Source organism: Lactobacillus sp. ESL0225 (genome assembly GCF_003692905.1).
GTDB lineage: Bacteria > Bacillota > Bacilli > Lactobacillales > Lactobacillaceae > Lactobacillus > Lactobacillus bombicola.
This window is the reverse complement of sequence record NZ_REHK01000003.1, coordinates 77,234-90,070: the sequence shown is the minus strand read 5'-3', so window position 1 is coordinate 90,070 and position 12,837 is coordinate 77,234. Positions and strand designations below refer to the sequence as shown.

Here is a 12,837-nt window from a genome sequence, read left to right as displayed (position 1 = left end):
TCCTACAGCAAATAATCAACACGGCTACTAAGTTTATGATGGCAATTACTCCAATGTTTGGTTGAATATTAAAACATTTAGTTTTCATTAAAGTAACCTCCAATAATTTTAATTTAATATTTAGAATTATAAGTAATAATTATTATATTGTCAAGTTATTTTTAAATATTAAATTATTTTTTGCTATCTAAAAAAGGTAACATGATATGTTACCTTTTTAGATACGCTTTATTTATAATCCAATACCACTTTTTTATATAACTTGACGGTCAAAAGATAATATAACAAGTATAAAATGCCAAAAATTATAAATGGTAGCCAGATATTATGATACGGATCTGGTAATAAACTGCGGAAAAGTTGTAAACCAAACAAAACGTCGATTATTCCCAAACTAGCTGGCAATAAAAATAAAGTCCCAATTTCATAGTTAATTGACTGTTTAAGTATTTGCTTTCTAATTCCAATTTTATTTAACATTTGATAACGGGCCTTATCCCTACTAGCTTCATTCAAAACCTTAAACATTAAAGTCGAAGCAAGCATAGTTAAAAAAGCAATCCCTAAGAAAAAGCCCATAAATTCAAACCCACTAGCTAAATTAATTAGTAGCTGATAATTATTTGGCTTACTTCTATCATAAATCGCGGAATACTTTGGGTTTTCATGTAACTGCAATTTTTGAATTCGCAATAATATTGGATAATCATAATCAAAATCTTTAACATTCAGTAAAGTTATAAATCTACGCTTACCTTGTAGCCTTTGCCATTTAGTTTGTGAAACCAAGCGAATTTTTTTCTCGCTGCCATTAATTAACATATCTTTCAGATTATTATTAGCAGCAGTACCCGAATGCGCTAATTCATGTGTCGGTAATTTTTGTACTTTATATAACGGCTGCTCATTTTTTAGATAAAATTTGAGCTCTTTAAGCGGATTATCTTTAAACTGAGTTTGCTTAAAATAAAGATATCGCTTTGTTTCCTTATAATTATAAGTTTGTTTTGCCTGAATATTTAGTTTAGCGACTTCTTTTTTAACTTCTGGCTTACCGCTGACTACAACTGAATCATAATAGGTACTTTGCTTAGCGACTTCTTTTACTGTATCAAAATTTAAACCCACAGTAATTGCACCAAGGGCTAACGCAAAAAGCAGCGAAATTAAAGTTAAAATTCGCGTATACTCATACAAACGAAATTTCAATTGCCCCAAAGTAAAAATACGCAAACCATGATAAGCAAAATTTTTCTTCCTACTCAAAAAAGTTATAATTAGATTGAAAAAGCCAGCAAAAATAAAATATGAACCTGAAACTATCGTAACGAATCCCGTAGAAATAATGATATGAACTTGTCTAGAAGGCAAAGACATAACATGGTAGCCTACAGCTAATAAAATAATACCTAAAATTGTTTCAATTAGGCGAATTAGTGGTTGCCTTTTTAATTTAACTGGCTGCTGATTCTCAGTTAATAATCTAATAAGCGGCGTACGAATTAATTTATGAACATTCCTTATAGAACAAAAAAGGAAAACAGCGATAAAGAAGCCTATTGTTCCTAAAATAGCACTTGGTAATATTACCTGAAAATGAAGAATTGCCAGTTTAAGCTTACTAATTAATAAGTTGCTAATAACTGATGTTAACCCAAAGCTAAGAAGGATTCCAATTCCCGTAGCCAAGATGCCCGTAAAAAATGTTTCCAAAAAAACAATTAAGCCGACACGCTTACCTTTTGCACCTAACATCATAAACATACCATAATCATGTTCACGCATACTCAGCAAAAATGAATTAGCATAAATTAAATATAAAAGTGTAACAAGTACTAAAAGAATGATTCCAAAAGCAAAGATAAATTTTACAATACTCGTTTCTACTTTCACATCATGTGCAAGAAAAGCTGGATTAGTGGCAATAGATAAGAACATATAAAAAATCATGCTGGAAACAATTAAACCAGAAAACAGTACTAAGTAATCTTTAAAACGTTTCTTAATTCCTGTTAAAGATAATTTCCAAATCATAATTCACCTGTTTCCAATTGATCAATTAATAAATGATAAAACTGCTTTCGAGATTGATCAGCCTTAACTAATTGATTACCAATTTTTCCATCCTTAATAAATAAAATACGACTAGCAAAACTAGCAGCAAATGGGTCATGCGTAACCATTAAAGTGGTTACTTGATCATTTTGGTTTAAGTCTGCCATTGTCTCAAGTAATTCTCTGGCACTTTTTGAATCTAGTGCACCCGTTGGTTCATCAGCTAACAAAATCGCCGGATTATGTACTAAAGCCCGAGCTGCTGCTACTCGCTGTTTTTGACCACCAGATATTTCTGCTGGATATTTAGCCAAAATTGGATTGATCTTCAATCTGGTAGCAATTCGTTCAACCAAAAGATTAATCTGCTTAACTGTCACCCCCTGCAGAGATAGTGGTAAGGCAATATTTTCTTCATTGGTCAAATTTTCTAATAAATTAAAATCTTGAAAAATAAAACCTATCTTCTGGCTACGAAAGTTGGCTAATTTATCGCCCTTAAGTTCACTATTATCTTGACCGTCAATAAAAACATGACCAGAAGTAGGCTGATCTAGCGTTGACAGCATATTAAGTAAAGTGGTTTTCCCTGACCCAGAAGCCCCCATAATTGCTACAAATTCACCAGCATCAACTGTAAAATCAATTTGTCTTAATGCTCGATATTGTTTTTCACCCGATTGTCCATAGACCTTGGTCACATGATCCACTTGTAGAATCATTGTCATTATTTCCACCTCATTATTGTATTATTTATCTAATACAATAAGATAACTGGTAAAATTTGTCAATAAATTAAAAAAAAGCCTTTCTTTTGTGAAAGACCCTTTGAAAAAATATTTTTAAAGCACTAACTAAGCCGATGTAAAACTTTTAATAGCGGTGAAACAACTATTGGCGTTACAATGGCCGTAAAAATCATTTCAACTAACCCATTCAGACCTAATGCAAGAAACAGCACCTCAATTAATGGTATATTACGGCCGAAATTCCCCAGATAACCAATGAGTTGGGTAGAATTGGGTATGAAAATAATACTAGTCAATAAAATAACCATAATTGTATTAGTTAAAGAAGCTATCGCACCGGCACCTATATAACTTAATTCTTTAATTCTGCTAGATTTTTGTGCAAATGCCTGCCCAATCATACCCGAAAACAATCCAGCCAATACACTAGGAAGCACTGCAATAATAGGATTACGAAATAGCATCAAACTGACCATATCCCCTGGTTGAGTAATAGCTAACCAAAGCCGAAGTCCGCCCCAAAATAAGCCAAAGATGGCACCAGCTCTGGGGCCCATTAATAAAGAATAAATAGCAACTGTTAAAGGGGCAGTAGTTATTGCCGGCAAGGCTGGTAATATCCTAATATAACCAATATTGGGCACAAAAGTTTGAAGCAAAAAAATTGCTACAAATAAAGCAGTAATTGCTAAATTTCTGGTTTGTTTTCTCTGCATTTTTTCTCCTCAAAATAATCACATCATTCATAATTCACTTAATTTACCAACAATAATCTCATATTTTATTATATTTAGTAAAAACTACGCTTTATCTAATGTGACCGATTCCTAATAAAAAATTTTTTTAATTTTGCTGCTTCTTCGGTCAGCTTTTCATTATCATCTACTTGGGATAATTTGTATCCAACAAAATAAGGCGATGTGACAAAGCGTGGAATTAATTTAGCACATATACCATTATCATTTCGGGGATAAAAAAACAAATTATAAGATTTACACCGTCCATTTGATAATTCAGTTAAGAGATATTTTGCTGCTATTTGAATCCAATCAGCCCATAAATCAATTGTTGCTAAACTAAGTAAATTTATATTTATTTCAATATATCCTTGAACTGGCTGCGTGGCAATATTTACTTCTACATGACTACTAGCAAATAATGAGATGCCACTAAAATTACTTGCTGAAATATATTTATAACCATTTTTATGCTTTAGTCCCACAATTTGCATGTGGGGATGAACCAATGAACCACCAGCAGCAGGGCCAAAATTTTTATACCATAAAACTGAGTTAAACTGTTGTTTATTCATATCGCGAAAACATTCTAAAGCAAAATTCAGCAATTCTCGGTTATACTTACACGAATAAGTTGTAATATCACCGCAATGATCACCAGATTCAATGATAATTGTCTGCGTTGTATCTTGGAGAGTGGGAAATTTATTGTGCAGCCAAATCATTTCACCTTTTTGAACATAGATATCTTTTAAATTATCTACTTTGCAAAATGGACAACTATCATTAATTACCGTTGTTTGGTAAGAATTAGGTTTCCCTTGAGCAAGTTTGAAATCAAAGACTAAGGGCTCAGTATCTTTCATTATTCCCTCCTAATGTTTTACTACTACTACAATAGATGATAAAATGTATTTGCGACTACTTTTGAAAATTATGTTTACAGAGTGAGTGAATTTATGCAATCAAGAAAAAAACTAAAAAAACACAATAATCGCAATAATATTTACTTAGTCATGGCAGGATTTATATTAATCTTTGCCGTTATTTTTGGAGTTATTTCATATAACAACCATATTGCCGCACAAGAGCAAGCTAAAAAGTTTGCTACGACTCATTTTAATCCAAATGTAAATATCTATGGCGTAAAAGTTGGTAAGTTAACCATTAACAAAGCTACTAAAAAAATAAATAAACAAGCAAACAATGTCATTGTATTGGAAAAAGGCAAGGTTTCCACTGAACGAGACCCAAATATTGATACAATTAACAAACAACAAGTAACAAATTTTTTTAAAAAGCAACACACTACTATGCCGAGTAAACAGAACTACATATTTGCCAATAATGAGTTAGATACTGCTAACAAAAAAATGCAAACGGTAAGTGACGCTATTGTCAATTATAAAGTTGCCAATAAAACATATAAATTAGAAGCCAAAAAACTAATTAATCAGGCCGTCTTTAAGCAGGGGAAGTATACTTTTACTAATTCCGAAAACTTAGTAGCTGAACTAAATAAAATTGACCGCGCTGTTTCAACAATCCACCAAAACTATACCTTCGCTGTCCCAACTAGGAATCAAGTATCTGGTAAAAAAATTACAGTGAAAAATCAAAGTTATGGTTGGGGAATCTATGTAAAGAAGGCCCAGTCCGCTGTTGAGCAGGCATTTTTAAACGGGACAAAAACTTTAGATGGAAAAGATTATATTTATGGCTTAGGATACAGCACGTATGGTTTAGGATACGGTAAAACTAATCATGGCATTGGTAATAACTATATTGTAGTTTCCTTAAAAAAACAAGAACTATGGGTTGTAAAAAATGGTAAACTTGCCGTTCATTTAAACGACATTGTTACTGGAACTAAAGTTGGCAACAAATCAAATGTAACACCTGAAGGGGTCTGGTACATTCATTATAAGCAATCTCCTGCAACTTTACGTGGCCGTAACAACGATGGCTCTAAATATGCTTCTCCAGTTAAGTATTGGATGCCATTCACCTTAAGTGGTTGTGGCTTTCATGATGCCAGTTGGCGTAGCGATTGGAGTAAGAGAGCATACTTACGTGGTGGATCACATGGTTGTGTTAATATTAAACCTAGTGAAGTCAAACACGTATGGAGCAATATAAGCAAACATGAACCAGTTATCATTTACAATTAAATTTAATAATAAAAAGCACTATCAAATTGATAGTGCTTTTTTATTATCCAGCTAATTATTTAGGATAGTACCGTTTTAATTACCTTATTCACAGCATCTTGTTGCTGTTCTACTAAATTAACCCTAGTAGCAATTACCTTAGTATCCATTTGAATCTCACGACCTAAACCTGGTTGATTAATTTTTGGTTCAAAGAATTTAGTAAATTCTTGCAATCTATTTGCGGTATGGAAAACTCTAGCAGTTACCGTAATATAAGTTGTAAATTCCATATCACCACCAACTGTTTTTTCCAACCACGACCATTCTTTACGCAACCAGTCCCAAGCAGCCTGCTGTCCTTTAGCATTAGCTAATATATTAAAGTACCAAGAACGTAAATCTTGTGGTTTAATAACATCCGCATTTTCAAAATCTGCCACTATCTTGTTGATATCTGTTATATCTTGCGAAGCTGTTATAGCGGCTAGTAAATCTGCCTTATAATAAGGATCAACTGCTACTTGATACTCATTAATCAAGTGGTCAACTAAGTCCTGCTTGCGATAATTTTTAACTTCATTAACTAAAACATATGGTCGAATAGACGCTGCAATTTTAACTAAATCATTTTTATTATTAGCAAAAATTTGATGTCCGCCTTCAATAACCTGCGTATTTTCAGCATATAAGCCAGCTGATAGGGCTAAAGGACGAACTAAGGCGTCATCGCCTACATCATTATTTGATTGCCAACCTAAACGAGCAATTTGCTTTTCAGATAAAAGATTATAAAAAGCTTTTAAATTCTGCTCTTCGTCAGAACCCGGATTAGTAAACTTACGTAATTCACGGGCGGTATTAAATAAGGCATTAATAACAATATAAGATTTTGAAGTAGCAAATTTAGGTAGTAATGGCACAATTTCAGCATAAGAAATCTGGCCCCCTTCAGCTAAAAGACCTAAATCTTGCAATAGCTGCAATTGATCTACTGCAGTTAACTGTTCAAGATTGGCCACAATATCGGCCATTAATTTTTCATCGTAATTAACGATAAAGTGAGAACTGTTACCGACATTAAGCCGCAAAGCATGACCAGCTTCTGCACGTAGTTTTTTATACTCACCCAAGTCAAGTTCTGTTTGCGTCATAATTTGTGGCGCTTTGAAATTTGCATTTATTGGAATTGCCCATGTTCGACCAACTTCTTTACCTTCACCGATAAAAAATTGCTTTTGTTGCAAAATTAAATGTCCATTTTCATCAACATGTGCATTGACAACTGGATAGCCAGGCTGATCAAGCCATGTATGCATAATCTTGCCAATATCTAAATCGGTCACCGTTGATAAGGCATTCCATAAGTCATCACCGGTTGCATTACTATATTTATGTTGGTCAAAGTAATACTTAAGTCCCTTGCGTAAAGCATCATCACCTAACAGGGCCCTAACCATTACCAGCATGCGGGATCCCTTAGCATAAACAATGGCTCCATCAAACAATGAATCGATATCAGCGGGATGCTCAACTTGAACATGGACCGATTGGACACCATCAGTTGCATCTCGTTTCAGCGCTGCGGGAACTTCTGAAATTTGATATGCGTTATCCCAGATTTGCCAATCAGGCTCTAAGGCATCTATTGAAACATATTCCATCATGTTTGCAAAACTTTCATTAAGCCACAAATCGTCCCACCATCTCATTGTGACCAAATCGCCAAACCATTGGTGTGCCAACTCATGAGCAATAACCGTTGCCACATAAGACTTCTGCTCAACTGTAGCATTATCTGGATCAAGTAAAACAGCTGCTTCTCGATAAGTAATTAGGCCCCAATTTTCCATTGCACCAGCTGAAAAGTCTGGCAAAGCTAATTGCCATGAATGGGGTAGTGGGTATTTAGTCTGGTAAAAATCTTCATAAAATTCAATTGCACGTTTAGCAATATCCACAGCAAAATCCAGTTCTTTAGCCTGGTGTGCCTTGGTAGCAAAGACACCAACTTCAACACCATCTTTGGTCTTCGTCAATTTAGATTGTAATTCACCAAAGGCAAAAGCAACTAAATAGCTGGACATTTTGACAGATTTTTCAAAGTAATGCACACCATTTTCGACTTTTATTTCTGGCATGTTAGCTAGTGTGGTCTCACCTTCGTGTTCATCATACTTAAGTGCTAAAGAAAAAGTTGCTTTAGCTTCTGGTTCATCCACACAGGGAAATGCTTGACGCGCAGCTGTGGTTTCGAATTGGGTACCTATAATTTGTTTCTTTACACCATCAATCATGTAGTAGGACGGATAAATTCCCATCATTGTATCTGTTAGCGGTGCAGTATAAACAATTTCAATCTTGACGCTACCTTTTTTACCTAAGTCAATCTTTATTGCTTCGTCTTTATCACTTACTGTAAATGGAACTTCAGCACCATCACACTTAACTGAAGAAACCTCCATATACTTTTGGTTGATTAAAACAGTATCTTCGATTACTTCACCGGTTATTGTTGACGTACCAGCGATTGTTTTCTTTTCTCGATTAACATCAATGAATAAATCGTAATGATCAGGATGAAAAGTTTCATAAAAATGTTTCGTTGCCATAATTTACCTCCTAGAAAAAAGCTTATTACTAAATTTTACCAAAATCACATCTAAATATCATTAAAACTGGATTGTAAGGCAGGCGTGTTCTTTCTGTAACAGCAATGAAATATTAATTAGGTATAGTATCTGTAGTATTAAATAGACTACTTAGTGAGGTATAAGACAAATTGATTAAAGGTAAAAAATTTATGCTTAAACTAATTACAGCCTTAGCCTTAGCGGTTAACTGCACTGCAATTATTGAATTAGCTCATAAGGACACTGCTATACAAACTGTAGCAGCCGCACAAAAATTATCTAAAAAAGAAAAGGCAGCTAAAAACTGGATTGCCCGCCACGAATCAGGTGGTAATTACAATGCACGTAATGGCGTTTGTTACGGTAAATACCAGCTTAATTTAGCATATTTAGGCGGTAACTATTCCCCTAAAAATCAAGAACGTATTGCCGATAATTATGTATATAATCGTTATGGGTCATGGGTTAATGCGAAAAGATTTTGGCTTATCCATCATTGGTATTAAAAAATTTTTCATATTAATTTGTCCTAAGTAAAAAAAGCAGGTTAGTTAGTTACTAACCTGCTTTTTAATTTTACTTTTTCAAACTAAAAGTTGCACTATACTAATTTAAATACAACTTCCTAATATACTTAAGTTCTATCATATAATAAACGAGTCTTGCACGAACTCTTAAGCCAGCCCGCAAAAAAAGCAAAACCAAAAATCACTAATGCTATAACCGCAGTAAAAATAATTATATTATCACTATTTGTCAGTGCAATTAACTGGTCAGTTTGAACCAATTGATTTGACTCATTAACTTGATCACATAATCCAAAGAACAACATGAATAAACTGGTCAAAGTTAGTAAGCCATTAATTGCGGTTAATTTTTTTATTTTTATTAGCTTCAAAAAATCATGTCCTTTCTTTCGATTCAAGTATATAATTATATGCTTTTATGAATTAAATTCAAGACATTATGAAAAAAAATTAATATTTTTAATACTTTCTGAATTATTTATTTAACCACTCACTATTTAACCATTCTTGTGCCAAATTAAACCAATGAGCTGCATGCGGATTATCTTGCCATTCGCGACCCTTTGTCACCATATCTGTCCGGGCTAAAGAAAAACCATGACCACCTTTATTAAAAAGGTGAACTTCACATGGTACTTTTTCCTTTTGTAGTGCCATTGCATATTCTAAAGTGTTAGTCACTAAAACGATTGGATCATCCCAAGCATGAAAAATGAAAGTAGCTGGTGTCCTAGAGGTCACCCCTATAGCGCTATTTAGCACAAATTGATCTGATGGTACTTTATTGGTTGCACTTTTTGGGATAGCAAAGCCGATCTTATGTAGATTAATCAACGGATAACCTAAAATAGTTTTATTGGGTAACACAATTTTGGCAGTAAAATTAAAGCGATCTTGGTATTCCAGCGAATTAGCCATACTGTTAGCAAAACTTGCCACATGACCACCAGCAGAAAAGCCAATTGTTACAATTTTGTCGGCATCAATTTGATATTCTGCTGCGTGATCACGAAAATATTTTACTGTGGTTAAAACATCCAAGCCAGCATCTGGATAAATATCACCTTCATCTTGAATCAGGTTATAATCCATCACAACACTGTTAAACCCGCAATTATTAAAAGCTAAGGCAATTGGCTCACCTTCACGCTTTGATAGGTGATCAAAACTCCCACCTGGAATCACAATTGCCAATGGATGCCGCGGCTTGATTAAATCACCAATTGAATCCAAAATATATGGATGAATTTTAAATTTGCGTCCATTAAAATTTGTTAAAATTATTTCATTTGTTTTCATTTTTTGCCTCACGTTTTACCATACTTTTTGCTAAAAAATTTGTTGTTAATGGTACCGTTAATATTACACCAATTAAGGAATACACAATAATCAGGGCTTCATTAACTAGCATTTTCTCATTAAAAATTTCACCTAGAGTATAATTTAACCGAATATACCATAAAAATAAAGAAAGGCAGCTACCAAACATGCCAAACAAAATGGTATTTATTGCTGTTCCTAAAACATCATTACCGATTTTTGTCCCACTTGACCTTAATTCATCATATGCAATCTTGGGATTATGCTTTTTAATTTCCAATAATCCAGAACTAATTGCGACAGCTGCTTCTGCTACTGCACCTAAAGTTGAAAAAATAGCGACGGCAACAGCAATGAGTGGATAACTTAAACCCGGCATCTGTGATAAACCTACTAAAATTTCTCCAGCTTCAGGACCAAGTCCAGCTGCCTGTGCAATATATTCAAAACCTAAAATTATTACACTGACTAATAAGCAAACAACCATTGACGAGTAAAATGAATTTTTAGCAACTTGATAATCATGCGTGCCTAAAAAAATGATAGTCACTAATTTGAGTGGAATAAAAATCAAAATAAGTAATGGAATATTGATACCCCAGGAAATAAAAACTGCTAATAAAATTAATAATAACGTATTAATTAATACACTAAAGAAGCTCCTGATTCCTGTCTCGCCACCGATAATCGTCATCAAAATCGCCAAAACTATTACCAAAGCAGTTAATGTACTCATTACTTATGCCACACTTCCCACTTGTTTTTATCTAAAAATAACAAACTACAGCCTGTTGCAAAAACAACCGTTAACACGATACCAATGGCTGAAATCACACTTTGAGTAACACCTAAAGATAAAGTAAAACCAAAAGTTGAGCCAAAACTATTGTTATCACGTAAATAGATAATTGTTAAAGGTAGGGCTTCTGACATAAAAATTAAAACTAAAACATTGATTAGCGGTCCCATAATTTCCTGACCCATGGTCCGTCCACTCCTAATTAACTGTTTAGTCGTAATGTCCTTTTTTGTTTGAATCAGCTCATATAAACTAGAAACAATGTCAGTGGCCTCGTCCATTACTGCTCCCAAAATGCCTAATAAAGTCTGGGCCAAAAAAATGCCGCGAGGATCTTGCGTAGCATAGTCACCAGTCTCATATTTGATTTCTGACTCTCCTGTTAAACGCATGATGATATAACATAGTGCAAAAGAAATAAAAACGCCTAATAAAGTAGCTAACCAGGTCACTAACATTTTGCGATTATATCCTTGCACAATTAATAAACTGAAAAAGGAAAACACAATATCTGCTACAGCAAATAGCAAGACGATATACGCACCATTTAATTTAATATTCAGCATAATAACAAAATAGAAAAGTAGCCAACTCAAGAGCATTGACAAAATTAGTCCCAGTGCCTTTTTACCAGAAACTGCTACAAGTAAGGTAGTCATCACTGTCATAGCCAAGACAAGTACCCAGTCTCGCTTAGGATTTTGAATTGCTGGATCATTCTTTTTAATATTGACAAAAACTCGCTGTTTTGGACGATACTTTTGGGTTACAAGCTGTGATGGATAATAAAAGTTAGTTGTTGTATACATTTGATTTTGATGTTTACCGGATAGAATTTTCAAATGCAAGACTTGCTTTCTAGTTTCATCTTTATTATCGTATACGTCTTTATTTTTTTCGACTAAAGTATCCGTGATTTTTTCATCGGTAATTATTGCAACGTCATTTTTAGTATAAATATTAGTGGCAAAATAAATACTAGCCGTCAATATCAGACCAATAAGCATCACTATTACCGCTACCAAGTAGCGTTGCTTAATTTTTTTCAAAATCAACATCCTAACCTACATAATTCACTATAATTTCTTATGATCAATATTATCTAATCTTTATTTTATAGATTAAGAAATCTTTGCCACCAATGTCTAGTTTCTGTCTCAGGTTGCATATCAATTAGCGTTCGGTGCTCATTAACACTAGCTGTTTTTTGAGAATTTTCTTGAGCTTTAGCTAAAATTTCATCATGAAGCTGCTCAGACGATTTCTTTTCATCATGAACAATTTGTTGGCGCTTTTGCTCAGCTGTAAATAACTGTGCTTTGGGTTGGCTTTCTTCAGCGGTTACTATCCCAGAAATATCTGCCAGATCCTCGAACTTTTCAGTTTGACTATTTTGTTTTTGTAATAATTCTTGGTTTTGAGCTTCAATCCGGTTGAGCTGCTCTTGTAAATTTTCCAGTGCCGTATTCTGTTGGCTAATAGTTTGCTGAAAGGCATCAATTAATTTCATCACTTGTGCAGATGTCATTACCTCTTGCTTGCTTTTTTTAGTCTGGCCCGTCTTTTTGACTTCTTTTGAACTAACTGCAAAAACTTGCTGCGCTGCTTCGTATAAAGTTAAACCATTTTTTTGAGCTAATCGATGAAAATCTTGTAAATCTTGAACATCTTGCTTACTATATAGCCGCGCATTCTGCTTAGTTCTAGCATAATAATTTGCTTGGCCAGTAACCTTTTCAACAATTAAAGAATACTTTCTTAAAGTTGCTACACTAACTTGTAATTCCTTAGCAGTTGCTGCCGGTGCGGTTAATTCTTCAAAATCATGCTTATTACCACTCATAAAGTATTACTCCCTCTAGCACAA

12 protein-coding genes are annotated in these 12,837 nt (G+C 33.9%); 2 read left to right on the top strand and 10 right to left on the bottom strand.

Translation table 11 applies throughout. The features are described 5' to 3' along the window. Positions 1–228: 228 nt before the first annotated feature. The 4 genes from F5ESL0225_RS00705 to F5ESL0225_RS00690 all read right to left on the bottom strand — a co-directional run bounded on the left by F5ESL0225_RS00705 (position 229) and on the right by F5ESL0225_RS00690 (position 4,407). Positions 229–2,034 (bottom strand): FtsX-like permease family protein, encoded by a 1,806-nt coding sequence (locus F5ESL0225_RS00705; RefSeq protein WP_122047663.1) that lies wholly within the window; start codon positions 2,032–2,034, stop codon positions 229–231. Then, positions 2,031–2,783 carry an ABC transporter ATP-binding protein gene (locus tag F5ESL0225_RS00700; RefSeq protein ID WP_122047662.1) on the bottom strand — a complete coding sequence of 251 codons (753 nt, stop codon included), beginning with the start codon at positions 2,781–2,783 and terminating at the stop codon, positions 2,031–2,033. Before F5ESL0225_RS00700 ends, F5ESL0225_RS00705 begins: the two co-directional genes overlap by 4 nt. A 122-nt stretch (positions 2,784–2,905) precedes the next feature. Then, on the bottom strand, positions 2,906–3,520 hold the full coding sequence (locus tag F5ESL0225_RS00695) for an ECF transporter S component (protein ID WP_122047661.1): 615 nt from the start codon (positions 3,518–3,520) through the stop codon (positions 2,906–2,908). 95 nt (positions 3,521–3,615) lie between these two features. Next, positions 3,616–4,407 carry a DUF4931 domain-containing protein gene (locus F5ESL0225_RS00690; protein WP_122021185.1) on the bottom strand — a complete coding sequence of 264 codons (792 nt, stop codon included), beginning with the start codon at positions 4,405–4,407 and terminating at the stop codon, positions 3,616–3,618. A 93-nt stretch (positions 4,408–4,500) separates the two neighbouring features. Here F5ESL0225_RS00690 and F5ESL0225_RS00685 point away from each other — a divergent pair, with 93 nt between their 5' ends. Next, on the top strand, positions 4,501–5,712 hold the full coding sequence (locus tag F5ESL0225_RS00685) for a L,D-transpeptidase family protein (protein WP_122024356.1): 1,212 nt from the start codon (positions 4,501–4,503) through the stop codon (positions 5,710–5,712). Positions 5,713–5,771: 59 nt separating this feature from the next. Here the strand turns inward: F5ESL0225_RS00685 and F5ESL0225_RS00680 are convergent, their stop codons facing one another. Beyond that, complete coding sequence (locus F5ESL0225_RS00680) at positions 5,772–8,303, bottom strand: M1 family metallopeptidase (RefSeq protein ID WP_122047660.1); 2,532 nt, start codon at positions 8,301–8,303, stop codon at positions 5,772–5,774. 191 nt (positions 8,304–8,494) lie between these two features. Here F5ESL0225_RS00680 and F5ESL0225_RS00675 point away from each other — a divergent pair, with 191 nt between their 5' ends. Then, positions 8,495–8,830, top strand: a complete 336-nt coding sequence (locus tag F5ESL0225_RS00675; protein WP_122021232.1) for an aggregation promoting factor surface protein — start codon at positions 8,495–8,497, stop codon at positions 8,828–8,830. 128 nt (positions 8,831–8,958) lie between these two features. On the opposite strand, the gene F5ESL0225_RS00670 is transcribed toward F5ESL0225_RS00675, so the two are convergent. From F5ESL0225_RS00670 to F5ESL0225_RS00650, 5 genes are all read right to left on the bottom strand, one after another. Further along, positions 8,959–9,222, bottom strand: a complete 264-nt coding sequence (locus F5ESL0225_RS00670) for a hypothetical protein (RefSeq protein ID WP_122021182.1) — start codon at positions 9,220–9,222, stop codon at positions 8,959–8,961. 103 nt (positions 9,223–9,325) lie between these two features. Continuing rightward, on the bottom strand, positions 9,326–10,150 hold the full coding sequence (locus F5ESL0225_RS00665) for an alpha/beta hydrolase (RefSeq protein WP_122021181.1): 825 nt from the start codon (positions 10,148–10,150) through the stop codon (positions 9,326–9,328). After that, positions 10,137–10,907, bottom strand: a complete 771-nt coding sequence (locus tag F5ESL0225_RS00660; RefSeq protein ID WP_122021180.1) for a YibE/F family protein — start codon at positions 10,905–10,907, stop codon at positions 10,137–10,139. The genes F5ESL0225_RS00665 and F5ESL0225_RS00660 overlap by 14 nt, the downstream gene beginning before the upstream one ends. Beyond that, the gene (locus F5ESL0225_RS00655; protein WP_370448603.1) at positions 10,907–12,028 is read right to left on the bottom strand and encodes a YibE/F family protein; all 1,122 of its coding nucleotides are present in this window, start codon (positions 12,026–12,028) and stop codon (positions 10,907–10,909) included. Before F5ESL0225_RS00655 ends, F5ESL0225_RS00660 begins: the two co-directional genes overlap by 1 nt. Positions 12,029–12,084: 56 nt before the next feature. Further along, positions 12,085–12,813 carry a transcriptional regulator gene (locus F5ESL0225_RS00650; RefSeq protein WP_122047659.1) on the bottom strand — a complete coding sequence of 243 codons (729 nt, stop codon included), beginning with the start codon at positions 12,811–12,813 and terminating at the stop codon, positions 12,085–12,087. Positions 12,814–12,837 lie beyond the last annotated feature (24 nt).

Excerpts from the sequence above, each read along its gene's own strand:
- F5ESL0225_RS00650 (WP_122047659.1), bottom strand. The coding sequence starts at position 12,813 with ATGAGTGGTAATAAGCATGATTTTGAAGAATTAACCGCACCGGCAGCA.
- F5ESL0225_RS00660 (WP_122021180.1), bottom strand. The coding sequence starts at position 10,907 with ATGAGTACATTAACTGCTTTGGTAATAGTTTTGGCGATTTTGATGACG.
- F5ESL0225_RS00665 (WP_122021181.1), bottom strand. The coding sequence starts at position 10,150 with ATGAAAACAAATGAAATAATTTTAACAAATTTTAATGGACGCAAATTT.
- F5ESL0225_RS00675 (WP_122021232.1), top strand. The coding sequence starts at position 8,495 with ATGCTTAAACTAATTACAGCCTTAGCCTTAGCGGTTAACTGCACTGCA.
- F5ESL0225_RS00685 (WP_122024356.1), top strand. The coding sequence starts at position 4,501 with ATGCAATCAAGAAAAAAACTAAAAAAACACAATAATCGCAATAATATT.
- F5ESL0225_RS00705 (WP_122047663.1), bottom strand. The coding sequence starts at position 2,034 with ATGATTTGGAAATTATCTTTAACAGGAATTAAGAAACGTTTTAAAGAT.
- F5ESL0225_RS00695 (WP_122047661.1), bottom strand. The coding sequence starts at position 3,520 with ATGCAGAGAAAACAAACCAGAAATTTAGCAATTACTGCTTTATTTGTA.
- F5ESL0225_RS00700 (WP_122047662.1), bottom strand. The coding sequence starts at position 2,783 with ATGACAATGATTCTACAAGTGGATCATGTGACCAAGGTCTATGGACAA.
- F5ESL0225_RS00690 (WP_122021185.1), bottom strand. The coding sequence starts at position 4,407 with ATGAAAGATACTGAGCCCTTAGTCTTTGATTTCAAACTTGCTCAAGGG.
- F5ESL0225_RS00680 (WP_122047660.1), bottom strand. The coding sequence starts at position 8,303 with ATGGCAACGAAACATTTTTATGAAACTTTTCATCCTGATCATTACGAT.
- F5ESL0225_RS00655 (WP_370448603.1), bottom strand. The coding sequence starts at position 12,028 with ATGTTGATTTTGAAAAAAATTAAGCAACGCTACTTGGTAGCGGTAATA.